Origin of the sequence: Schaedlerella arabinosiphila (assembly GCF_003885045.1) — a bacterium.
GTDB lineage: Bacteria > Bacillota > Clostridia > Lachnospirales > Lachnospiraceae > Schaedlerella > Schaedlerella arabinosiphila.
Genome location: NZ_RHJS01000002.1, coordinates 4,104,384 through 4,128,234, shown reverse-complemented (window position 1 = coordinate 4,128,234; position 23,851 = coordinate 4,104,384). Strand labels below are relative to the sequence as shown.

The following is a 23,851-nucleotide window of genomic DNA, read 5'->3' as shown; positions in this document are numbered from 1 at the left end:
GGGAGATACAATGAAGTTAGGTTTTATTGGAGTAGGAAATATGGCAGGAGCGATCATCGGCGGAATCATCAAGACCGGACTGATCTCTCCGGAGGAGATCATCGGCTCGGATATCTCCGCGGTAGGCCGCGAGCATATGCAGAACATTTACGGAATCCGCGTCACGCCTGACAACAGGAAGGTGGCGGAGCGGGCCGAGATCATATTCCTGTGCGTAAAGCCCCAGTACTATTCCACCGTCATTGCGGAGATCAAGCATGTGATCTCCAACAAGCAGCTTGTGATCACCATTGCGCCGGGCAAGACGCTGGGCTGGCTGGAACAGCACTTTGGAAAACCAGTTAAGCTTGTGCGCACCATGCCCAATACCCCTGCGATGGTACGCGAGGGAATGACTGCCGTCTGCCCCAACGACTGCGTGAGCAAGGAAGAGCTGGATTATGTGGTCAGCATCCTGAAAACCATCGGGGAGACCGAGGTGATTTCGGAAAACCTGATTGATGCGGTGGTGGCTGTCAGCGGAAGCTCCCCGGCCTATGTATTCATCATGATCGAGGCCATGGCAGATGCGGCGGTGGCGGAGGGGATGCCCCGCGCCCAGGCGTACAAGTTCGCGGCCCAGGCCGTATACGGGAGCGCCAAGATGGTACTGGAAACAGACCGGCATCCGGGAGAACTCAAAGACATGGTCTGCTCCCCGGCAGGAACGACCATAGAAGCAGTGCGCGTCCTGGAGAAAAAAGGATTCCGAAGCGCCTTGATCGAGTCCATGAAGGCATGTGCGGAGACATCCCGGAATTTATAAATACTGCATCGGCGGACAGCTTTGAAGGGCAGTGTTTGGCCATGGCAGGCATTTGGCCTGCCGGATAAATCGGCGGCAGCCGGCGGCCAGACAGACAGCTTCCTGCGCAGTCTGGCCGCAGAAGGGGGGAAGCGGAATGAACATACAGGGACTGCAGAAATTAACGCTTTTAGACTATCCGGAAAAAGTGGCGTGCACGATTTTTACCGCAGGCTGTAATTTCCGCTGCCCATTTTGCCACAATGCGTCCCTTGTCACGCATATAGATCCAGAAAGGAACATTCCCGTAGAACAGATCATGAGCTTTCTGAAAAAACGCTGGCGGGTGCTGGACGGCGTCTGCATCTCCGGTGGAGAGCCGCTGCTGCAGCCGGAGCTGGAAGCGTTTATCCGCAGGGTGAAGGAGATCGGCTACAGCGTGAAGCTGGACACCAACGGCAGCAATGCCCGGCTTCTCCGGCATCTGGCGGAAGAAAAGCTTCTGGACTATGTGGCCATGGACATTAAAAATTCTCCCGGAAAATACGGAACCACCATTGGAATTGGAGACTATAATATGGAAGAGATCTTCCGCAGCGTGGATTTTCTGCTGTCCGGCGCGATCCCCTATGAATTTCGCACCACGGTAGTGAGGGAATTTCACAAACGGGAGGATTTTGCCGATATCGGGCGGTGGATCAAGGGGGCGGAGCGGTATTATCTGCAGGGCTTCCGGGTATCCGGAGATCTGATCCGTCCGGGACTGAGGGCCTACACGAAGGAGATTCTTGTCCAGGCGCTGGAAGTAGTCCGGCGGAATGTGCCCAATGCAGAGCTGCGCGGTGTGGAGTAAAATGCCGCGGCTCACGGTTCGGCCGGCGGGACGCAATCATCAGATTCCTATATTTTTTAGGAACTTCTCTCGGGAAGAGGGACTGGGGATTCGGATCAGATCCTGCAGAGACAGGCAATTTTGATGCCCATAATGCGGCAAAATCAGACAACAGCAGGTTTTTTCGAGTTTCTTGGTTCTGTCTGTAAAAGTGCGAAATTGATATAAGTGTTCAGAAAATTTCTGATTTTGCGTGAATAATCTTTGAGAATTGGAATGTATTCCCAAGTGGTTACTGACTTTATAAAATATTTTCTGGAATAGAAAAACAACAATATCTGGTTGCGGTGACAAAAAACGGCACAATATATTGTTGTTTTTTCGTTTGACAGGAGACTTATATAGTGTTAGAATAATTACTGTTCACACTTGAACTGCGTACGCTGCGGTACGGGATCAGAGTGGTAATACAGCGGTCGGAATGTGCAGATGCCCAGCAGAGATGCCGGGCAGTCATTGTCTATCAGATCAGTGTGAGGATAGACATTCGGACAGATTGGGTACAGGATCTGCCTTTTTCAGACCGCCAAAGACAGAAAGGGGAGCGCGCATATGTATCAGGTTACAAAGAGGGACGGTAAGGTTGCGCCGTTTGATCTGTCGAAGATCAGCGAAGCAATCCGCAAGGCATTTGAGGCGAAAGAGAAGGAGTATAACCAGGACATTATTGATCTGCTGGCATTGAAGGTGACGGCGGATTTTGAACCAAAGATCAAGAAGGGGCTTGTATCTGTGGAAGATATTCAGGACAGCGTGGAATCCATGCTCATCCGGGCCGGTTATGCGGATGTGGCTAAGGGGTACATTTTATATAGAAAGCAGAGGGAGAAGATCCGGAATCTGAACTCGACCCTGCTGGATTATAAGGATATTGTAGACAGCTATGTAAAAGTGACGGACTGGCGTGTGAAGGAAAATTCCACGGTGACTTATTCCGTGGGCGGACTGATCCTGAGCAATTCCGGCGCGATCACGGCCAATTACTGGCTGTCCGAGATTTATGATGAGGAGATCGCAAAGGCCCATAAGAATGCGGACATTCATCTTCATGACCTGTCCATGCTGACAGGCTACTGCGCAGGCTGGTCTTTGAAGCAGCTGATCAAGGAAGGGCTGGGCGGCATTGTAGGCAGGATCACCGCGGCTCCGGCAAAGCATCTGAGCGTGCTCTGCAACCAGATGGTCAATTTCCTGGGCATCATGCAGAACGAATGGGCCGGCGCGCAGGCGTTTTCTTCCTTTGACACTTACCTGGCGCCCTTTGTAAAGGCAGATCATCTGACCTACCCGGAAGTGAAGAAGTGCATCGAATCCTTTGTGTTCGGCGTGAATATTCCGTCCAGATGGGGGACCCAGTCGCCGTTTTCCAACATTACGCTGGACTGGACCGTACCGAATGACCTGGCCAACCTTCCGGCCATCGTAGGCGGAGTGGAGCAGGATTTTACCTATGGGGACTGTAAGGAAGAGATGGACATGGTCAATAAGGCGTTTATTGAGACCATGATCGAGGGAGACGCGGAAGGCAGAGGCTTCCAGTATCCCATCCCGACCTATTCCATCACCAGTGATTTTGACTGGTCCGAGACAGAGAACAACCGTCTGCTCTTTGAAATGACTGCAAAATACGGCACGCCCTATTTTTCAAATTATATCAACAGCGATATGGAGCCAAGCGACGTGCGGAGCATGTGCTGCCGTCTGCGCCTGGACCTGCGGGAGCTGCGCAAAAAGTCCGGCGGCTTCTTCGGCAGCGGGGAGAGCACCGGTTCCGTCGGCGTTGTAACGATCAATATGCCGCGTATCGCATATTTATCTGAAAATGAAGAGGAATTTTATACCAGACTGGATCGGCTGATGGATATTTCGGCCCGCTCTCTGCATATCAAGAGAGAAGTCATTTCCAAGCTGCTGGATGAAGGACTCTATCCATATACAAAGCGGTATCTGGGCTCCTTTGACAACCATTTTTCCACCATCGGCCTGGTGGGAATGAACGAAGCCGGCCTGAATGCAAAATGGCTCAAAAAGGATCTGACCCATCCGGAGGCACAGCAGTTTACGAAGGACGTGCTGAACCACATGCGGGAACGGCTGTCGGATTATCAGGAGATGTACGGGGATCTGTACAACCTGGAGGCAACCCCGGCAGAATCAACCACGTACCGGCTTGCAAAGCACGACGTGGCGCAGTTCCCGGATATCATCACGGCGGCGGAGGAATGCGGAACACCGTATTATACGAACAGCTCCCATCTGCCGGTAAGCTATACGGAGGATGTATTTGAGGCGCTGGATATCCAGGATGAGCTGCAGACCTTGTATACGTCAGGAACCGTATTCCATACATTCCTGGGAGAAAAGCTGCCCAACTGGAAGGCTGCGGCAGCCCTGGTGAGAAAGATCGCGGAGAATTACAAGCTTCCGTATTATACGATGTCTCCGACCTATTCCATCTGCAGGAACCACGGCTATATCAGCGGCGAGCATTATACCTGCCCGTGCTGCGGGGAAGAGACGGAGGTTTACAGCCGGATCACCGGGTATTATCGTCCGGTCAAGAACTGGAACGACGGCAAGGCTCAGGAGTTCAAGGAGCGGAAGGTATACGACGTATTCGATTCCGGTTCCCGGATGCAGCCCCAGGCAGCGGTGAAGAAGGCGGTTCAGGTGAAGAAAGAAGCCGCGGTGATGGCCGGGGAGAAAAACGACGGGATCAAAGCGATCCTGTTCACGACCAAGACCTGTCCCAACTGCAGGATTGCTACCAAGTCACTGGAAAAGGCGCACATTTCCTATCAACTGGTGGACGCCGAGGAAAACGAAGAGCTGGTTAAGAAGTACGGCGTGATGCAGGCTCCGACTCTGGTGGTTGTGGATGAAGACGGCGTGAAAAAAATGGCAAACGCTTCGAATATAAAAGCGTATGCGGAGAATAATAAAGAGTAAAGTAGTTGTCCAAAACCGGAAGGTGTAAGGCCAAAGGGACTGGACAGATACGGAATACAGACAGTGGAATACGCAGGAAACCGGGAGGATTCCTGCGTATTCGGCATAAGAGATAGCATACAGTTTACGGCCTGTGACCGGCCGCACGCTGTAACGCATCCGGCTCGTTGAAAAGCCGCCTGGCAGCGAGGGGCCGGATTGCGGAAATAACCAGGGAGGTTGATAAACATGATGTATGATATTGGAATCATCGGCGGCGGAACCGCCGGAATGACGGCGGCAATCTACGGACAGCGCGCCGGAAAGCGGACGGTTATTATAGAAGCCATGAATTACGGCGGGCAGATCACGGTCTCTCCGAAAGTGGAGAACTATCCCGGGATCGCCAGCGTCAGCGGTGCGGAATTTTCCATGAATCTGCTGGATCAGGCTATGAAGCTGGGGGCGGAGACAGAGCTGGAACAGGTGACGGGAATCCGGGAGGAGGACGGCATCAAGGTGATCGAGACGGAAGGAAAGGAATACCCCTGCCGGACTGTGATCATCGCAACAGGCGTGACCCACCGCCATCTGGGGCTGGACAGGGAAGAAGCGCTTCTGGGGGCGGGAGTGTCCTATTGCGCCACCTGCGACGGGGCCTTTTTCAAAGGAAAGGACGTGGCTGTAATCGGCGGGGGCAACACGGCCCTCCAGGATGCGGAGTTCCTCTCCAATTACTGCAATAAAGTCTACCTGGTGCACCGCAGGGACGAGTTCCGCGGGGAAGCCGGGCTTGTGGAGCCTTTGAAAAGAAAAGAGAATGTGGAGTTTGTCCTGAGCGCGACCGTGAAGGAGCTGGTGGGAGAAACCGTGGTGGAGGGTCTGATCCTGAATAACAAAAAGACGGGAGAGGATTTTCAGATTTCGGTGTCCGGCGTCTTTGCGGCAATCGGACAGGTTCCTGAAAATCACGCGTTTGCAGGGTTGGTCAGGCTGGATGAATCCGGTTTCGTAGCGGCGTCGGAGGACTGTGTGACCTCCTGCCCGGGAATCTTCGCGGCAGGAGACTGCCGGACAAAAGAAGTGCGCCAGCTCACCACTGCGGCGGCAGACGGAGCGGTGGCGGCATTGGCGGCCTGCAAATATATTTCCCGGCAGGAGATTGCAGAATAAGGCGGAACCGGATCGGGAAAAGCGCAGAAAAACGGCTGGCTGCGGTTTTTCTGCGCTTGAAATACAACGGAAGTCCGAAGCGACTCAGGGTCATTTGGCAGGCATATCTGTCACAGGGCGCTCCACCGGCCGGAAGCACCGCAGGGCAGGATCAGCCCGGTACTTTTCACCGGCAGCCCGATTTCCTGGGATTCCACATGGCCGTTCCAGGTTTTGAGCTCCGCGCCGATCATATAAGTGAGCACCGCCGGAGCCAGCCCGGTTGTATAGGAGTTGACCAGGAAGAACAGCGCGTCCTTTGACAGGATCTGGGTACAAAGCCGGATCAGCGGATGGATCATGTCCTCGATCTTCCAGACCTCGCCCTTGGGCCCCCGCCCGTAAGAAGGCGGGTCCATGATGATGGCGTCGTAAGTATTTCCCCGCCGGATCTCACGCTCTACAAATTTTACGCAATCGTCTACCAGCCACCGGATGGGCGCGTCTTTCAGGCCGGAGGATACCGCGTTTTCTTTCGCCCAGGCCACCATCCCCTTGGAAGCGTCCACATGGGTGACCTGGGCCCCGGCCGCCGCCGCTGCCAGCGTGGCGCCGCCTGTGTAGGCGAACAGGTTCAGCACCTTGACGGGACGTCCTGCGTTTTTGATCAGCCGGGAGAACCAGTCCCAGTTTGCCGCCTGCTCCGGAAACAGCCCGGTATGCTTGAAATTAAACGGCTTCAGGTTAAAAGTCAGGGAACCGTAGTGAATCTGCCACTGCTCCGGCAGCCCGGAAAACTCCCACTCGCCGCCGCCCTTTTTGCTGCGGTGGTAATGCCCGTTCCACTGCCGCCAGCCGATCTCCTTTTTCGGAAAATCCCAGATGACCTGGGGATCCGGGCGGATCAGGGTATAATCCCCCCAGCGCTCCAGCTTTTCCCCGTTTGAACAATCTATGATCTCATACTCTTTCCACTGATCTGCAATCCACATGATAAAATCCTCATTTCTTTTGATTGTGCTGGAAATAGAGTATCACTTTCCGGGGGGTAATTCAATCATAAAAACGCGTAAAAAAGAGATTTCTTAATATTCGTGTTATAAGAGGTTTGCAAGCTTTCGCAGTTACAGTTCACGGCCCAACCGGCCGCGAACTGTAATGCATCCAGCCCATTGAAAAGTCGCCTGACGGCGAGGGGCTGGATGCCCGCCCCATCACTGAATTGGCCGGATGCCGTGCAGCAAGTGCACGACACCGTGTGAACAGTAACCTTTCGCAGACTTTATAGGAACAATGCCAACACGGCGGTTGCAGGTTTGTGAAAATCTGTTATAATGTAATGGAATCGGAAGAGAGTGGGATAAATTGGATGAAAGAGGAAGCTCTCTTACTCATAATATGAAAGAAAATAATCTGGGATAAATGCTGGTATTCACCCAGTATAGAACATATGGAGGAAATGGGAATGCGTGATTCAAGAGAATATTTTGAACCAACCGGCGGAGGAGCGCCGGACGCCGGAGGCCATGAGCAGCACAGCGGTATGCAGAGCGTTCAGAATCTGGAGGCTGTCATCAATGAAGGGCTTCGCGTCGCACTGCTGGAGCCGACCCCTGACCAGTCGCTGGAGGTGCTGCTGGAGCATCTGGGAAAAGCGCTGAATGGGGCTCGGACCTACATATTTGAGAAGAACGAGTCCGGCGGAGATGACAACACCTATGAATGGGTGGCAGAAGGGGTAGCGCCGGAGAAGGAGAATCTTCAGGATCTTCCTCCGGAGGTGTGCGCTTCCTGGTATCAGAATTTCGGTGTCAGCAAGTATATCGTTATCAAGAACTTGGAAGACATCAAGGAAGATGACCCCATTATGTATGCGACCCTGAAACGGCAGGACATCCATTCCCTTGTGGTGGTTCCCCTCTTTGACCGCAAAAAGATTATCGGTTTTTACGGCGTGGACAATCCGCCTGCGAAGTCGCTGGAGTACGCATCGAATATGCTCCAGACTGCGGCATACTTTATCGTCTCCTCCCTGAAACGACGCAACCTGGTCCGTGAGCTTCAGAAGCGGAGCTATGATGTCCTCCATGCCCTCAGTGTGGACTATCTGGGTATTTACCAGGTGGATTTCAACACAGGCAAATGCGTGATATACCGGGACAACGAGGAGATGAGGAAGGACTTTGACATCAATTTTGAGGAAGGGTACCAGGCGGCTATGGAGCAGTATATTTCCCGGTGCGTGGTTCCTCGGGATCAGGAAAGGCTCCGCGCCGTGACGAAAAAAGACTATGTGCTCTCCCGGCTCAGGAGGAAGAAGAAGTTCGACGTCCGGTATCAGGTGAAAGACAATTCCTACGGCCTGAAATACATGGAGATCCATTTTTCGGCCACGGGGAAGGCAGGAGAAGAGGACTGTGTGATTTTTGCGCAAAGGGATGCCAATGCCGTGGTGGAGCAGGAGGAAAAGTATAAACTGGAAGCAAGGCAGAGCCTGGGGGATATCCTGGAAGGGGCCAGAACGGGTATCTGGACAATCGAGCTGGAGGAAGGCTGCGAGCCGCGGATGTATGCGGATCATACCATGCGGATACTCCTGGGAGTGTCGGATCTGATTGAGCCCGAGGAATGCTACCGGCACTGGTTTGAAAACATCAAGCCGGGCTATGTGGAGATGGTGCAGGAATCGGTGCGGGAGATGCAGGAAAACGGCCGTTCCGAGGTGGTGTATCCCTGGAATCACCCGGAGCTTGGGGAAATCTATGTCCGCTGCGGCGGTGTGCCGGATAAAAAATTCAAAAAACCCGGTTCCTGCCTGAACGGTTACCATCAGGATATCACCGAGACCATGGTGACAAGGAAGAAGCAGGAGCAGGCCATCATGGAACTGCTGGAGAAGGTCCGCCGTGCAAACTCGGCAAAGAGCGAATTTCTCTCCCACATGTCCCACGATCTCCGCACGCCCATAAACGGGATTATGGGCATGCTGGCCATCATGGAGAAAAGCCAGGATGATCCGGGCAGGCAGAGGGTGTGTCAGGAAAAAATCCGTATCTCAACGGAGCATCTGCTTTCCCTGGTCAACGATGTTCTCCAGGTCAGCAAGCTGGAGAGCGGCAGAAAGGAGACGGCAGAGGAGCCTTTTGACCTTCGCGGCACATTGGAAAACTGCATCGCGATTTTGTCTGCCCAGGCGGAGGAGGCAGGGGTTCGGCTGGAGCTGGAGGAGGCCGAACTGCAGCACAGCAGAGTGATCGGAAATTCCCTCCATGTCATGCAGATCCTGATGAACATCATCGACAATGCGCTCAAATATAATCGGGTCAACGGCTCTGTATTTGTGCAGGCAAAGGAGCTCTCCTGCCAGGGCGGTACCGCAGAATATCGGTTTGTGATCGAAGATACCGGAATCGGCATTGGGGAGGAGTTCAAAAAGCATATCTTTGAGCCCTTTACCCAGGAACATCCGGATGCAAGAACCAACTATAACGGCGTTGGGCTCGGAATGTCTGTTGTGAAGAAGCTGGTAGAACAGATGAAGGGAACCATTGAGGTAGACAGCCAGGTCGGCAGAGGGAGCGTATTTCGGGTCACGCTGCCCATCCGGGTTGACAAGGCGTGGAGCGCACAGCCTGCGGACGAGGAGCAGCGGAATGTACGGAGCAATATTGCCGGAATGTGTGTCCTTCTGGTGGAGGATAACGAGATCAACTGCGAGATCGTGGAGTTTATGCTGGAGGATGCAGGCGCGAGGGTCGTCACTGCCAACGATGGAAAGGCCGCCGTGGATGCGTTCGCGGCATCCACACCGGGAACCTTTGACTGTGTGCTCATGGATCTGATGATGCCGGTGATGAGCGGATATGAAGCGGCCCGCGTGATCCGCAGTCTGGACCGGCCGGACGCGAAAACCGTGCCCATCATAGCCCTGTCGGCCAACGCCTTTGATGAGGACGTCGCAATGGCAAAAGATGCGGGAATGAATGAACATCTGGCGAAGCCGGTGGATACCGGCAAAATGTTCAGGGTCATGTGCCGGCTGGGGCGCTGACAGGTGCCGGGAGCGGAAAGGAGTGTTGGATGCAATGGGAAACTATTTTCACCGTTGCATCCAATAGAAGTGCTGGTTTTACAAACTCAGGATAGACGGATTTAGACTTTATGAAGCTCATCCAGGAAGTACAGCCTTTTAAGCATATTAGATAAAAATATAGCATGGGATTCGTATAAATTCGACAAAACTTGTAATACATCATACAAATTTCGCAAAAGCTATTGACAAATTCTGTAAATATTGTATTATAAAGGAAGTTGATATAGAAATAGATATGGAAAAGTACAACATGCAGCAGCGGGAGAAAAGGATGCAGTACAAAGGATTCGAAAGCCTGAAAAAGCAGGATATCAAGGAGCAGGTATTTGAACAGCTACTAATGAAGATTGAGATGGGGGAATGGAAACCCGGCGAGAAGCTTCCCTCGGAGAATGAGCTGACCAAAGCGATGGGAGTCAGCCGCATTACCATCCGGGAGGCCATCCAGAAGCTGGTTGCCATCAATGTGGTGGAGACATTCCAGGGGAAGGGAACATTCGTGAAGACCGTGACCTCCAACAGCTATCTGAAGTCCATGACACCTATGCTGTTTCTGAATAACGACGATATACGCGCCGTGTTGGAGTACAGGAAGATCATCGAGGTTGGAATCATAGATATACTGATCGAAAAGGCAACCGAAAAGGACATCTCCATATTGAAAAAATATTTGGATAAGATGTCGTATTATTACAATAAGAAGAACCTGGGGAAATACAAGGAATATGATCTGAACTTCCATATGAAGCTGTACGAGATGACGGATAATCCGTTTATCATCAAGATCAGCAATATTGCAAAGGATGTCATGAACTCCGCTATGTCCGGGACGCTGACAGAGCAGGGGGCAAAGGACGGGCTCGAGTACCATGGAAAGATCATAGAATGCATTGAGAACCGGAATGCAGAAGAATTGAAAAAGATCACAAAATCCATGCTGGATGCGGTAGAGGTCGAGGGAGTAAAGTGAACAACGAATTAAGATATCATGGGCGGCGGCGCATGATATTTTAAGAAAACAACTTGTATTACATCATACAAGTTACAAAAAAGAAGGAGGGCAAAAAAATGGCCAAAAAGAAAAAGAAGATGACGTTTATGGAGGGGTTGAAAGCGCAGTTTTCAACGAAGTCGCTGGTGCTGATTCCGATTGCGGTAGGAATCAACCTGATCGGAGGGACATTGTGTTCGGCATTGAAGCTCCCGCTGTTCCTGGACATGATCGGAACGATTGTAATTGCCTGCTTATCCGGTCCATGGGTTTCTGCGCTGTGCGGTCTGCTGACAAATGTATTCCTGGCGCTTGTCGCGAATCCGGTGTATCTTCCGTACTCTGTCGTAAGCATCCTCTGCGGTCTGGTGACAGGCTACATGGTAAAGGCCGGATTGTTCAAGAAGATCTGGGGAGCTGTCCTGACCTGGCTGGCATGTACGCTGACCAATGTGGCTGCTGCTTCTACCATTACGATCTGCGTATACGGGGGAGCAACAGGAGTGACAGGTTCATCCGTTCTGACGGCAACATTGATCGCAGCCACCAAGGACATTGTGACTTCCGTACTTTCCTCTGCCATGATTGAAAACCTGGTGGACAAGGGAATTGCATTCCTGATCGCGTTTATCATCGTAAAGAAGATCCCGAAGCGGTTCCTGAGCCAGTATGCTGCGGATGCTGAAGACGATGATGAAGAAGAGGATTGATGATCGGGGCGGAATACCGTTATAAAAAATCTGTGTATTAGAGATATCACAGGAGGTTATTTATGGAAAAAGTATCCAATTCGTTTGTAGCGAAAAATACGTTTGTGGAAAATCTGAATCCCATGACGAAGATATTGGCGGTATTTTCTTTGGGGCTCGGTACCCTGATATTTCCAAATTCCTGGCTGGGACTGGGAGTGATCGTACTGCTGTTCTTTGTGGCGGGAAGCGCGAAGATGCTGAAAGAGTTTGCAAAAATCATGTTTGGATTCGGAATCCCGATCACGGTCATGCTCATGTTTATCCAGGGGTGCTACAGCCCGAAAAACGTCACATTTATAGCGGATCTCGGATTTGCAAAGGTAGGGCTGGAAGGCGTACTGTACGCGGCAAAGATCATCAGTACACTGCTGGTATTCCTGGGAAGCTTTTATATTATGAACAAAACGACCTACACCGGAAAGCTGGTGGCTGCGCTGACAGCCACCGGGCTGCCTCCGAAAGCCGGATATCTGGTGCTGGCGAGTTTAAACGTTGTCCCCCAGATGCAGAGAAGAATGAGTGTGATCCAGGAAGCTCAAAGTGCAAGAGGGGTGGAAACGGGAGGCGGAATTATAGCGAGGGTGAAAGCCTATATCCCGCTCCTCGGCCCGGTTGTCATGTCTTCCCTGACAGATGCGCAGGAGAGAGGAATGACGCTGGAGACAAGGGGATTCGGAATCACAGGGGTGAAGCAGACCAGTTATGTGGAGGTTACAAAGTCAACAGCAGATAAGGTTCTGAAATTTATTTTGATCCTGTTTTTTGCAGCAGTTATCGTTCTCACGATTCTGATGAAGCTCAATATGATTTAGGGGGGGGGTGCGGCAGTTGGGAAAAGTAGTATTAGAAGTGAAAGACTTTAGCTTCCGATATAGGCAGACAAAGCGGAAGGCGCTGAAAAATGTCAGTTTTCAGGTGGAAGAGGGAAGCTTTTTCTGCATCATCGGAGCAAATGGATCGGGAAAATCCACGCTTTGCAACGCCCTGGTAGGACTGATTCCACATTATTTTGTGGGAAAAATGTCCGGCGAGGTACATGTAGGGGATCTGAAAGTTGAGGACAGTTCCATCGCGCAGTTGTCTGCGGAAATCGGACTTGTATTCCAGAACCCGTTCAACCAGTTGTCATACACGGCCGGAACGGTTGCGGAGGAACTGGCGTACGGCCTGGGAAACCGCGGCGTTTCAAGGGAAGTGATGAAGGAGAAGGTGGAATACGTGTCCAGGCTGATGCGCATCGACCACATCATCCACAAGAACCCGTTGGAATTGTCGGGCGGGCAGGTGCAGAGAGTGGCGTTTGGCTCTACATTTATCATGGAACCCAAAATCCTGGTGCTGGACGAATGTACCACACAGTTGGACCCCCTTGGAAGCGAAGAGATTTTTGACATTGTAAAGGGCCTGAATCAAAAAGGGATCACGGTCATTATGGTAGACCATGAGATGGAACGCGTTGCGCGGTGTGCGGACAAGATTCTGGTGCTGGATGCGGGAGAGGTTGCGGCAATCGACACTCCCCAGAATATTTTCCGTGATCCGGAAATGTTAAAGCACCATATCGGGATTCCTGATTATGTAAAAGTATGTCAGGCGTTAAAAGAAAAAGGATATACCCGGCGGGAAGCGGAAATTATGGAGGAGCCGGCCATAGAACTTGTAAAGGAGGCTTTGACCGGATGAAAATTGAATTGAAAAATATGCGGCATGTTTATCCTACGGGAGACGAAGCCTTAAAAGGGATTGACCTGGTGATCGAAGGAACGGAACCGGTTGCGATCATTGGACAAAACGGAGCCGGAAAAACCACCATTGTAAAGCATTTTAACGGAATCCTGCGGCCCACGACAGGGGATGTCCTGATCAACGGGGAAAGCATAGCAAACCGTTCTACGGCCAGTTGGTCAAAAGAAGTCGGCTATGTGTTCCAGAATCCGGACGACCAGCTTTTTCTGGAATCCGTTCAGAAGGAATTTGAATTTGGCCCCCAGCGGATCGGAATGCCGGAAAAAGAGATCCGGGAACGGATGGAATGGGTGTCCGAACTGGTAGGACTGAAAGAAAAGCTGGATCTGCATCCATTTGACCTGACTTCTACGGAGAAAAAATTCTGTACCATCGGCGCCATTATCATGATGAACCCGAACGCGCTGATTTTTGACGAACCGACCTGCGGACAGGATGTAGAAGGCAACCTGAGACTGAGACGGATCATCAGCGAACTGAAGGAAAAAGGAAAGCTATGCATCACCATTTCCCATGATATGAAGTTTGTGGTGGACAATTTCAAAAGAGTCGTTGTCATGTGTAAAGGAAAAGTGCTGTTAGACGGAAAGACAGAAGAAGTATTTTCACAGGTGGAGACACTGAAACAAAGCTTTGTCACTCCGCCGCCCATCACCAAAGTGGCACAGGGAGCCGGATTAAAAGAAACTGTATTTACAACAGAAGCATTTATAGAAGCGTTTGAAGCATGCAGAAAGGGGTAAAAAGCTATGGCAGATGTGATAATTCAGATTTATGGAATCAGGACGGTAGAGGATGCAAGAATGGTCATCGATATGGGAGGACATCATATCGGCGTATCCTACGGCAAGATCAAGAGGACGCCGGGGCAGCTCACCTGTGAGAAGGCGAAAGAGATCTTCGAAGGAGTACAGCCTGAGGCGGTGAAGATCGGCCTGACCGTAGCGGAAGACATTGAGGAGATTACCGAAAACCTGAAAGTGGTTCTGCCGGATGTCCTGCACTTATCAGGGGATATCGAGGGGATCAAACCAGATCAGGTACAGGAATTGAAAAACCGCTTTCCAGGGCTTCGGATCATGCAGGCGATTCCGGTGCTGGCGGGCGTGCCGCTGGAAGAGCAGAAGGTCATGCAGTATATCAAAGATTATGAGGCAGTCAGCGACTTCTTCCTGATCGATACCAAAGCGCCCCAGGCAGGGGATATCGGGGCGACAGGGCTGACTCACGACAGGGAGATTGACCGGGCGATTATTGAAAGCACAAAAGTACCCTGTATCATTGCGGGCGGACTGGATGCCGAAAATGTGGCGGAGGCGATCCATATCACACACCCGTACGGAGTGGATTCTTTCAGCCTTACCAACTACGAGGACGAGGAGAAGCGTACAGGAAGCTGCAAAGATCCGGCAAAGGTAAAAGCATTTATCGAGGCGTCTCAAAATGCGTAGGGTATTTGTGCTGGGGGATGCCAACGTGGACATTATCGTGCCCTATCCCAAATACCTGAACGAGGAGAGGACCATGGTTGAATATCCGTCTCCGTCTCTTCAAGGAGGCGGAACCTCGTCCAACACCGCAGTCGCGCTTGCAAGACTGGGCGTGTGCACTTCGTTTGTGGGAACCATCGGTGACGACCAGTATGGAAAATACATCCGGGCCGATTTTGAAAAAGAAGGCGTGGATATATCCCAGCTGGTTGTGGAGCCGGATCTGAACACGGTAGGGGTGTTTGCCTTTATTGATGAATACGGGGAACGATACCTGTGGGGATGGCCGAGGGAGAACCAGGCGTTCAAGGTCCTGGACGAACACAAGATTTCCCTTGAAAAGCTGATGGAAGGAAGCTGGATACATTCCTCCGGGATGTCTCTGGTGTACGATACTTCCGCCCGGAAGACCATCATAAGGATCTTCAGGGAAGCATACGAGCGGGGGATTCCGACCTCCTTTGATCTGAACCTGCGTGTGGATAACGGCTGTCTGGAACCGGAATATGAAAAAGCAGTCCGCGAGATTATCCGGTATACGACCGTTTTGCTGGGTTCAGGTACGGATGAATTTGCCTGGCTCGGAGACGGGGACTGGAAGGAAAACGCCCGAAGTTTTGTGAGCGATAAAAGGACTGTGATCGTAAGAAACGGAAAAGAAGGCTCCATTGGCTTTTTCAGGGAGGGAGAAGCCATTGCGCCGGCGTTCAAAGTGAAGGTAGAAGATACGGTGGGAGCCGGTGATGTATATAATGCGGGATTTATTTTTGCAATGCTGGAAGGAAAGCCGCTCGGCGAGTGCCTGGTATGGGGAAATGCGGTCTCCGGCTTTACCGTGGCGAAAAAAGGGGCCAGGGGATGCCCTAGGAAAAAAGAACTAGATGAATTTTTAGAGGAGGAGCAGGATGAAAAAGGTAATATTGGACTGTGATCCGGGGCATGATGACGCATTTGCCATCATGCTGGCGGCACAGCATCTGGATGTGCTTGGAATCACAACAATCGGCGGAAACTGTACGCTGGAAAATGTAACAAAAAATGCACTGAAGGTATTGGAAGTTCTGGAAAGGATCGATATACCGGTCTATGCCGGACACTCAAACCCCACAACGGTACCCCTTGTAACGGCGCCCCAGTTCCATGGGGAAACCGGTCTGGACGGCCCGGTGCTTCCGGAGCCGGCGGTAAAACCGCAGAAGCAGCATGCTGTCGATTTTATTGTGGAAACGGTGATGAATACGGACGATGTGACGCTGATTGCGACGGGACCGCTGACCAATATCGCGGCTGCGATCAACAGAGAGCCGAGGATTGTCGGGCGTGTAAAGGAATTGAGCATCATGGGCGGCTCGGTTACATTTGGAAATTGGACTCCGGCTGCGGAATTTAACATTTTTGTTGACCCGGAAGCAGCATACAAGGTTTTTAACTCTGGACTTCATATAAAAATGTGCGGCATCAACCTGACCCGGCAATGCTGCCTGACCGCGGAGCATGTAAAGAAATTCCGTGAGATCGGGACAAAAGCGGCTCACCTTGCGGCGGATCTGACGGAATTTTTCATTGATACGACGATTAAGAGCGCATCGCTTTCCGGTGCCAATATGCACGACGCATGCGCGGTGGCATGGCTGATCGACCCGTCTTTGATCAAGGCGGCAGATATGCACATTGACATAGAGCTCAAAGGAGAGCTGACAAGAGGGATGACGGTATGCGATTACCGGCATCTGCGCGGTGTGGAACCAGAGATCGACCTGCACAGGGAACCGCAGATGGACTTCCGCGGAAAGAAGCCGAATGCGGAGGGCGCCCTGGAACTGGATTTCCCGGGATTTATGGAGCTCCTGTATCGGACGCTGGAAAATTATAACCAAGGGGAAGCTCAAAGTACATGTCACTGCGGGGCGGACGGTGCACGTCCGGAAGAGTATAATTAATTGGGGGAATGCGCATGTTTGCCGGAACCAGAAAATATACCCTGATAGGGTTTTTGACAATCATCATATGGGGAACAAGTGCAATCTTCACCAGAAATCTGAGCACAAACATTGGGGCGTATACCTCAGCGGCATTGGTAAACCTGATTGGCGGCATTGTGGTGCTTGTCCAACAGGGGGTGAAAAAAGAAGGACTTCAGGAGTGGCGAAGCGTTCCCAGGCGGTACTGGCCGATATGCGGCGGGTTATTTATCATTTATACCGCCTCTTCCTATGTATCCATGAGTATGGTTGAGAGCGATGAGGCGGTGGTAACACTGGTACTGATACGGTTTCTATGGCCGTTGTTTACGCTGATATTTACAATACCGATTTTAAAGGCAAAGGCATCCCCATGGCTGATCGGCGGCGTGTCCGTCAGCATGGCGGGAATCATAGTTGCAAAACTGGGAGAGGCTGTTCTGGACCTGCCGGGTTTTTTACATAATGTACTCTCAGGCGACGACATGGCAGGGTATCTCATGGGATTTGTTGTTGCGGTTTCCTGGGGGATCTATACGAACCTTACAAAAAAATATGTGGGTATGAAACGGGTGGACGGAGTTGGGATCTATATGGTCATAACGGCGGCCGTGCTGGGGGCGATCGCGTTTTTTACAGACGAACCGAGGCGCTTTACCGCAGACCTGACCGGGCAGATCTTGTATGCCGGGGTCGTAGTCGGCTCTCTCGCAAATGTAATGTGGAATCTGGCAATCAAAAAAGGAAACATGCTTCTTGTGGTGCTGGCATCCAATTTCCTGCCGATCATCTCCACGGTGATGACCTCGTTTATGCTGGGCGTAGGCATTACGGTTCCGATACTGGCGGGGTCGCTTCTGGTCGTGATCGGTACGCTGTGGAGCAAGACATGCTTTCGCCATTTTGACGCATCAGGAAACACGGATTGAATGTGAAGGATGAAAAAAATGAGATGGAAAGCAATATTATGGGATTTTGACGGGACGCTTGCGGATACGGGCGAGGACGTGTGGGAATCTCTGCGGTATGCGGCAGAGCTGTGCGGGGGTACGCTTCCCGAAGGATTTACAAAAGACAGCAGCAATCTGGGAAAATCTGTAAAAGAAATATACGGGAAGCTAACGCCTTATCCGGGGGAAGGACAGTATGCCAGATTTGAGGAGCTTGTCCGTATACATTACCGGTGTATGAATCCCTATGTCCATACCTGCTATTATCCCGGGATCGAGGAACTGATCGCAGTAACCAGAAAACAGGGAGTCAGACATTTTATCATTACGATGAAGCCGCGGGAAGCTCTGGAGAATATTTTTTTAAAGAAAGGGTGGAAGCCTTTTTTTGAAGAGAGCGTGTCCCCGGATTCCTTCGAGGGAACCGAAAAAAGTAAAAAAGAGATGATTGCGTATATTCTGGAAAAATATCAGATGCAGGAGAAAGACTGCGTTTATGTGGGCGATACGTGGAGCGACATACGCGCGGCCAGAGAAAACCGGATCTCCTGTATTGCGGCTGCATACGGGGACGGGGACGAAGCAATGCTTCGAAGAGAACAGCCGGATTATCTGGTATGGGAACCGGAGGGGCTTATGAGGATCATGGAGGGCCATGCGAGTGCAGAAGGTTCCGGAAACAGCGGCGCTCCGGAAGGATGATAATTATGGAAGAGGTGTGATATGCTTCAGGATTTTTCGATTTGTATACAGACAAAATTTGTATTTGGAAAAAATGCCGTCGCACAGACGGCGCGGGAAATCAAACTATTTGGTGCAAAGAATGTGCTGATCCATCATGACGACGGAAAATTTTTATATGATACGGGACTTCTGGCAGAAATTGAAAATCAGCTGAAAGCGGAAGGAATCCGGATTGCGGAACTGGGCGGGGTGCTTCCCAACCCAAGGCTCTCCCTGGTAAGAGAAGGGATCAGGCTGGCGAAAAAAGAACAGATTGATTTTATTCTGGCCATTGGCGGCGGAAGCGTGATTGATTCCGCCAAGGCAATCGGACTTGGCGCAGCGGCGGATACAGATGTCTGGGATTTCTTTACCGGACAGAGACAGCCGGAGAGAACCCTGCCTGTGGGGGTCATCCTGACCTGCCCGGCCACGGGAAGCGAGTCCAGTGCGGTGGCGGTGGTCAATAATACGGAGGTGGGAAAGAAGCTGCTGATCAGCCATCCCGTTGTACGTCCGGTGCTTGCCGTCATGGATCCGGAACTGACCTGCTCACTTCCGAAGTTCCTGACTGCCTGCGGCATTGTAGACATGTTTTCCCATGTCTGCGAACGGTATTTTTCACCGGATGAGGAAATCGGTGTGATCGACCGCATGGCAGAGGGCATTTTAAAAACGCTGACGGAGCTTGGGCCGAAGGTGCTGGAAGAACCGTCAGACTATTCGGCCCGCGGGGAGCTTATGTGGATCGGAACCATTGCCCACAACAATACGGTAGGGATCGGAAGGGTACAGGACTGGGCCACGCATGAAATCGGAAATGAATTAAGCGCACTGTATGACACGCCCCACGGCGTGACGCTGTCCGTGGTTATGGGCGCCTGGATGCGGTATGTATATCGGAAAAAACCGATGCGCTTTGCACGATACGCCAGGGAAGTGTTCGGAGTGGAATGGGACGGAACCAATGCATTGGAAGCTGCGGAAAAGGGAATTGAAATGACAGAGACATTTTTTCAAAAGCTGGGGATGCCTGTATCCTTTGAGGAATTTCAAATTCCCACGGACCGGATCGAAGACATGCTGGATCGGATCGCCTTTTGCGGCGAGGACTGCAGCATTGGCGGGATCGTCAGGCTGAACAGGGAAGACTGCCGGAATATCTATGAACTGGCAAAGAAAAAAGCATGAGTAAAAGAATGCATGATCAAAACAGGAGGGGCTGCCGATAAACTGCAGCCTCTGCTTTCTTTTTGGCGGAAATGCGCGGATCTCCATCATTTTTCCGGGTTTGTGAAAAAAATATAAAAAAATCGAAAAAACCACTTGAATTTTTCAAAAGTATTCGTTATACTGAAAAAGCTGTGACATGATAGCGTTGAAGCGTGAGGTTGCTGCCAAGTGCATGAACCATGCAGGAGGGCAGGTTTTCCGTGGAGCGAATGTCAAGTTAGGAAACTGGCGACAAGTCACTGTACGAATCACAACAGACTACTGGTCTGCCGTAAGGCGCAGTAAGAAGTAACGTGTATGTTTCTCACGACACACACGGGAGAGTGTACAGTCACCGCTTGTCGTACTGAAGTGAATAGTACGAAAAGGAGGCGACTTTTTTTATGGCAAGTCAAGTAATGAGAATCACATTGAAGGCATACGATCATCAGCTTGTTGATGCATCTGCCAGAAAAATCATCGAAACTGTAAAGAAAAACGGATCTCAGGTGAGCGGTCCGGTACCACTTCCGACCAAGAAGGAAGTAGTTACAATCCTGCGGGCGGTACACAAGTACAAAGACTCCAGGGAGCAGTTCGAGCAGAGAACTCATAAAAGACTGATTGATATCATCACACCGACCCAGAAGACAGTAGATGCATTGTCCAGACTGGAGATGCCGGCCGGCGTATACATTGATATCAAGATGAAAAACAAGTAATTCATAAGCAGAATCCTATACCCTGTCGGACATGAGTCCGTAGTCCGAAGGACATTAGAATTTAGAAAAGGGATGCCCTTTGGGTACAATTTAGGATGAGCACAGATGTGCTCCGCTGTAAATCACAGGAGGTAATAATAATGAAGAAAGCTATTTTGGCTACAAAAGTTGGAATGACCCAGATCTTCGACGAAGACGGAGTCCTGATTCCTGTAACCGTGCTCCAGGCAGGACCCTGCGTGGTGACACAGGTAAAGACAGAGGAAAACGACGGCTACAGTGCAGTTCAGGTTGGATTTGTTGACATGAAAGACAAGATCGTCAGCAAGGACAAGAGCGGCAAGAAGGAAGTTGCCCACAGAAACGGCGCGACCAAAGCGGAAGCAGGCCATTTCCAGAAGGCAGGCGTTTCCTCCAAGAGATTTGTAAAGGAATTTCGTTTTGAAGATGCGGAAGAATACGCACTGGCTCAGGAGATCAAGGCAGATATCTTCGCTGCAGGAGACAGGGTTGATGCGACGGCGATCTCAAAAGGTAAAGGGTTCCAGGGTGCGATCAAGCGTCACGGACAGAGCAGAGGGCCTATGACCCACGGTTCCAAGTATCACCGTCATGCTGGTTCTAACGGTGCGGCATCCGATCCGAGCAAGGTATTCAAAGGAAAGAAGATGCCTGGTCAGATGGGAAACAAGCAGATTACTGTTCAGAATCTGGAAGTAGTAAGGGTTGACACAGAGAACAACCTGTTGCTGGTCAAGGGTTCTGTACCGGGACCGAAGAAATGTCTCGTAACGGTAAAAGAAACAGTAAAGGCTGAGAAATAATCTGACAACATAGAAAGGAGGAACACACAGATGGCAACAGTATCTGTTTATAATATCGAAGGTAAAGAAGTTGGTACGATCGATCTGAACGATTCCGTGTTTGGTGTCGAGGTCAATGATCACCTTGTACACAAAGCAGTTGTGAGCCAGCTTGCAAATAACCGCCAGGGAACACAGAAGGCAAAGACACGTTCTGAAGTATCCGGCGGCGGAAGGAAGCCATGGAGACAGAAGGGAACCGGTCATGCAAGACAGGGTTCAACCAGGGCTCCCCAGTGGACAGGCGGCGGCGTGGTATTCGCTCCGGTTCCGAGAGATTACTCCGTAAAGATGAATAAGAAGGAAAAGAGGGCTGCTTTGAAGTCCGCGCTTTCTTCCAGAGTAGAAGAGAAGAAGTTCATCGTGATCGACGAGATCAATTTCGATGAGATCAAGACAAAGAAGTTCCAGAGCGTTCTGGACAACTTAAAGATCAACAAGGCATTGGTAGTGCTGGAAGACGACAACAAGAACGCAGAGTTTTCCGCAAGAAATATCCCGGATGTAAAGACTGCACACACCAACACAATCAATGTTTACGATATCCTGAAATACAACACAGTGATCGCAACGAAAGCTGTTGTTGCAGCGATTGAGGAGGTGTACGCATAATGGCTGATATCAAATATTATGATGTAATCCTTAAACCGGTTATTACAGAGAAGAGTATGGAGATCATGGGCGACAAGAAGTACACATTTTTAGTGCACACAGAAGCTACAAAGACCCAGATCAAAGAAGCTGTTGAAAAGATGTTCTCCGGAACAAAGGTAGCAAGCGTGAATACAATGAACCGCGGCGGAAAGAACAAGAGACGCGGCATGGTATACGGAAAGACTGCCAAGACAAAGAAAGCGATCGTGCAGCTGACAGAGGACAGCGCAGAGATTGAGATTTTCCAGGGGTTATAGACAGAGTGAGTGTATTTTCACACTAAGCTCGAGAAAACCTCGCTAAGTGTTCAATATATACGGTGCAATTCCGTGAAACTAATAATTAGAGCGAACGAAAGGAGAGACAGTAATGGGAATCAAAACATACAACCCATATACACCTTCCAGAAGACAGATGACTGGCTCTGATTTCTCAGAGATCACAAAGGCAACACCTGAGAAGTCCCTTCTGGTTTCAAAGAAGAGAACAGCCGGCCGCAACAATCAGGGTAAGATTACAGTAAGGCATCGCGGAGGCGGCGCTAAGAAAAAATATAGAATTGTCGATTTCAAGAGAAAGAAAGACGGTATCCCGGCAACCGTAATCGGAATCGAATACGATCCGAACAGAACAGCCAACATCGCACTGATCTGCTACGCAGACGGCGAGAAGGCTTACATCCTGGCTCCGGAAGGACTGAAGGATGGGATGAAGATCATGAACGGACCGGAAGCAGAAGTAAGAATTGGAAACTGCCTGCCGCTGGTAAATATTCCGGTTGGTACACAGATCCACAACATTGAGCTGTATCCGGGAAAAGGCGGACAGCTTGTACGCTCCGCTGGAAACAGCGCGCAGCTTATGGCAAAAGAAGGAAAGTACGCGACCTTACGTCTTCCTTCAGGCGAAATGAGAATGGTTCCGATCATCTGCAGAGCATCCGTAGGTGTCGTAGGCAATGGAGAGCACAACCTGATCAACATCGGTAAAGCAGGACGTAAACGCCATATGGGCATCAGACCTACAGTACGTGGTTCCGTAATGAACCCCAACGACCATCCGCACGGTGGTGGTGAAGGCAAGACAGGCATCGGCCGTCCGGGTCCGTCAACACCATGGGGCAAGCCGGCGCTGGGTCTTAAGACACGTAAGAAGAACAAAGCTTCTAACAAGCTGATCGTAAGAAGAAGAGATGGAAAAGCTATCAAATAATTAGTTTACAAGGAGGTTAGAACCTATGGCTCGTTCACTTAAAAAAGGACCATTTGCAGATGAAAGTTTACTGAAAAAAGTCGATGCTATGAACGCATCCGGCAGTAAATCAGTTATAAAGACATGGTCACGTCGTTCTACGATTTTCCCGTCATTTGTCGGCCATACATTCGCCGTACATGACGGAAGAAGACATGTGCCGGTATATGTTACAGAAGATATGGTTGGACACAAGCTCGGAGAGTTCGTAGCAACCAGGACGTACAGGGGACATGGTAAAGACGAGAAAAAATCCAAAGTAAGATAAGAACAAGTATTTGAAAGGAGGGTTTATCCATGGCAAAAGGACATAGATCCCAGATCAAAAGAGATAGAAATGAGCAGAAAGATACACGGCCGTCAGCAAAGATTTCCTATGCGCGGGTATCTGTTCAGAAGGCATGTTTCGTGTTGGATGCCATCAGAGGCAAGGATGTTAAGACTGCGCTTGGTATTTTGGCTTATAACCCAAGATACGCTTCCAGTATTATAGAGAAATTATTAAAATCAGCCATCGCAAATGCTGAAAACAACAACGGTATGAGTACGGAGAACCTTTATATTGAAGAGTGTTACGCAAATAAAGGGCCGACGATGAAGAGAATCAGACCAAGGGCACAGGGCAGGGCTTACAGGATCGAAAAGAGAATGAGCCACATCACAATCGTGCTGAATGAGAGATAAGGA

The 23,851-nt window shown here is 50.6% G+C and carries 24 protein-coding genes; 23 read left to right on the top strand and 1 reads right to left on the bottom strand.

From position 1 onward, the window contains the following. Nucleotides 1-10 precede the first annotated feature (10 nt). The 4 genes from proC (at nt 11) to trxB (ending at nt 5,777) form a co-directional block, all read left to right on the top strand. Nucleotides 11-805 carry a pyrroline-5-carboxylate reductase gene (gene proC / locus EBB54_RS19625; RefSeq protein ID WP_004074807.1) on the top strand — a complete coding sequence of 265 codons (795 nt, stop codon included), beginning with the start codon at nt 11-13 and terminating at the stop codon, nt 803-805. Between the two features lie 136 nt (nt 806-941). Next, the gene (locus EBB54_RS19620) at nt 942-1,637 is read left to right on the top strand and encodes an anaerobic ribonucleoside-triphosphate reductase activating protein (protein WP_004074809.1); all 696 of its coding nucleotides are present in this window, start codon (nt 942-944) and stop codon (nt 1,635-1,637) included. 591 nt (nt 1,638-2,228) lie between these two features. Continuing rightward, nucleotides 2,229-4,625, top strand: a complete 2,397-nt coding sequence (locus EBB54_RS19615; protein WP_125128629.1) for a ribonucleoside triphosphate reductase — start codon at nt 2,229-2,231, stop codon at nt 4,623-4,625. Nucleotides 4,626-4,856: 231 nt separating this feature from the next. Continuing rightward, nucleotides 4,857-5,777: a thioredoxin-disulfide reductase gene (trxB, locus tag EBB54_RS19610; protein WP_125130911.1), complete on the top strand. Its 921-nt coding sequence runs from the start codon at nt 4,857-4,859 to the stop codon at nt 5,775-5,777. A gap of 110 nt (nt 5,778-5,887) precedes the next feature. Here the strand turns inward: trxB and EBB54_RS19605 are convergent, their stop codons facing one another. After that, complete coding sequence (locus EBB54_RS19605; protein WP_125128628.1) at nt 5,888-6,748, bottom strand: class I SAM-dependent methyltransferase; 861 nt, start codon at nt 6,746-6,748, stop codon at nt 5,888-5,890. A gap of 473 nt (nt 6,749-7,221) precedes the next feature. Between EBB54_RS19605 and EBB54_RS19600 the strand changes: the two genes are divergently transcribed. The 19 genes from EBB54_RS19600 (at nt 7,222) to rplV (ending at nt 23,848) form a co-directional block, all read left to right on the top strand. Continuing rightward, complete coding sequence (locus EBB54_RS19600; protein ID WP_125128627.1) at nt 7,222-9,807, top strand: GAF domain-containing hybrid sensor histidine kinase/response regulator; 2,586 nt, start codon at nt 7,222-7,224, stop codon at nt 9,805-9,807. Nucleotides 9,808-10,084: 277 nt separating this feature from the next. Then, complete coding sequence (locus EBB54_RS19595) at nt 10,085-10,819, top strand: FadR/GntR family transcriptional regulator (RefSeq protein WP_049946588.1); 735 nt, start codon at nt 10,085-10,087, stop codon at nt 10,817-10,819. 98 nt (nt 10,820-10,917) lie between these two features. Then, on the top strand, nt 10,918-11,550 hold the full coding sequence (locus EBB54_RS19590; RefSeq protein WP_004074821.1) for an ECF transporter S component: 633 nt from the start codon (nt 10,918-10,920) through the stop codon (nt 11,548-11,550). Nucleotides 11,551-11,612: 62 nt separating this feature from the next. Then, nucleotides 11,613-12,404 (top strand): energy-coupling factor transporter transmembrane component T, encoded by a 792-nt coding sequence (locus tag EBB54_RS19585; protein ID WP_125128626.1) that lies wholly within the window; start codon nt 11,613-11,615, stop codon nt 12,402-12,404. Between the two features lie 16 nt (nt 12,405-12,420). Next, nucleotides 12,421-13,275 (top strand): energy-coupling factor ABC transporter ATP-binding protein, encoded by an 855-nt coding sequence (locus EBB54_RS19580; protein WP_125128625.1) that lies wholly within the window; start codon nt 12,421-12,423, stop codon nt 13,273-13,275. Beyond that, complete coding sequence (locus EBB54_RS19575; RefSeq protein WP_004074827.1) at nt 13,272-14,081, top strand: energy-coupling factor ABC transporter ATP-binding protein; 810 nt, start codon at nt 13,272-13,274, stop codon at nt 14,079-14,081. Before EBB54_RS19580 ends, EBB54_RS19575 begins: the two co-directional genes overlap by 4 nt. 6 nt (nt 14,082-14,087) lie before the next feature. Continuing rightward, nucleotides 14,088-14,789, top strand: coding sequence for a phosphoribosylanthranilate isomerase (locus tag EBB54_RS19570; RefSeq protein WP_125128624.1), 702 nt, complete (start codon nt 14,088-14,090; stop codon nt 14,787-14,789). After that, nucleotides 14,782-15,759, top strand: coding sequence for a carbohydrate kinase family protein (locus EBB54_RS19565; RefSeq protein ID WP_125128623.1), 978 nt, complete (start codon nt 14,782-14,784; stop codon nt 15,757-15,759). Before EBB54_RS19570 ends, EBB54_RS19565 begins: the two co-directional genes overlap by 8 nt. Beyond that, entirely contained in the window at nt 15,734-16,768 is a 1,035-nt protein-coding gene (locus EBB54_RS19560) for a nucleoside hydrolase (RefSeq protein ID WP_125128622.1), read from the top strand. Before EBB54_RS19565 ends, EBB54_RS19560 begins: the two co-directional genes overlap by 26 nt. A 53-nt stretch (nt 16,769-16,821) precedes the next feature. Then, on the top strand, nt 16,822-17,718 hold the full coding sequence (locus tag EBB54_RS19555; protein ID WP_162307170.1) for an EamA family transporter: 897 nt from the start codon (nt 16,822-16,824) through the stop codon (nt 17,716-17,718). An 18-nt stretch (nt 17,719-17,736) separates the two neighbouring features. Continuing rightward, the gene (locus EBB54_RS19550) at nt 17,737-18,441 is read left to right on the top strand and encodes an HAD family hydrolase (protein WP_162307169.1); all 705 of its coding nucleotides are present in this window, start codon (nt 17,737-17,739) and stop codon (nt 18,439-18,441) included. A gap of 21 nt (nt 18,442-18,462) precedes the next feature. Further along, nucleotides 18,463-19,653 (top strand): iron-containing alcohol dehydrogenase, encoded by a 1,191-nt coding sequence (locus EBB54_RS19545; RefSeq protein WP_125128620.1) that lies wholly within the window; start codon nt 18,463-18,465, stop codon nt 19,651-19,653. Nucleotides 19,654-20,078: 425 nt separating this feature from the next. Further along, nucleotides 20,079-20,396, top strand: coding sequence for a 30S ribosomal protein S10 (gene rpsJ, locus EBB54_RS19540; RefSeq protein WP_016297796.1), 318 nt, complete (start codon nt 20,079-20,081; stop codon nt 20,394-20,396). 140 nt (nt 20,397-20,536) lie between these two features. Beyond that, nucleotides 20,537-21,220 (top strand): 50S ribosomal protein L3, encoded by a 684-nt coding sequence (gene rplC / locus EBB54_RS19535; protein WP_125128619.1) that lies wholly within the window; start codon nt 20,537-20,539, stop codon nt 21,218-21,220. 30 nt (nt 21,221-21,250) lie between these two features. Next, on the top strand, nt 21,251-21,871 hold the full coding sequence (gene rplD / locus EBB54_RS19530) for a 50S ribosomal protein L4 (protein WP_004074851.1): 621 nt from the start codon (nt 21,251-21,253) through the stop codon (nt 21,869-21,871). Further along, a complete protein-coding gene (gene rplW, locus EBB54_RS19525; protein WP_004074852.1) occupies nt 21,871-22,170 on the top strand; it encodes a 50S ribosomal protein L23 in 300 nt (99 codons plus the stop codon). Before rplD ends, rplW begins: the two co-directional genes overlap by 1 nt. Before the next feature lie 112 nt (nt 22,171-22,282). Beyond that, nucleotides 22,283-23,125, top strand: a complete 843-nt coding sequence (rplB, locus tag EBB54_RS19520; protein WP_125128618.1) for a 50S ribosomal protein L2 — start codon at nt 22,283-22,285, stop codon at nt 23,123-23,125. Nucleotides 23,126-23,150: 25 nt separating this feature from the next. After that, the gene (gene rpsS / locus EBB54_RS19515) at nt 23,151-23,432 is read left to right on the top strand and encodes a 30S ribosomal protein S19 (protein WP_004074854.1); all 282 of its coding nucleotides are present in this window, start codon (nt 23,151-23,153) and stop codon (nt 23,430-23,432) included. 29 nt (nt 23,433-23,461) lie between these two features. Further along, nucleotides 23,462-23,848, top strand: coding sequence for a 50S ribosomal protein L22 (rplV, locus tag EBB54_RS19510; protein WP_004074855.1), 387 nt, complete (start codon nt 23,462-23,464; stop codon nt 23,846-23,848). The last annotated feature ends 3 nt before the right edge of the window (nt 23,849-23,851 follow it).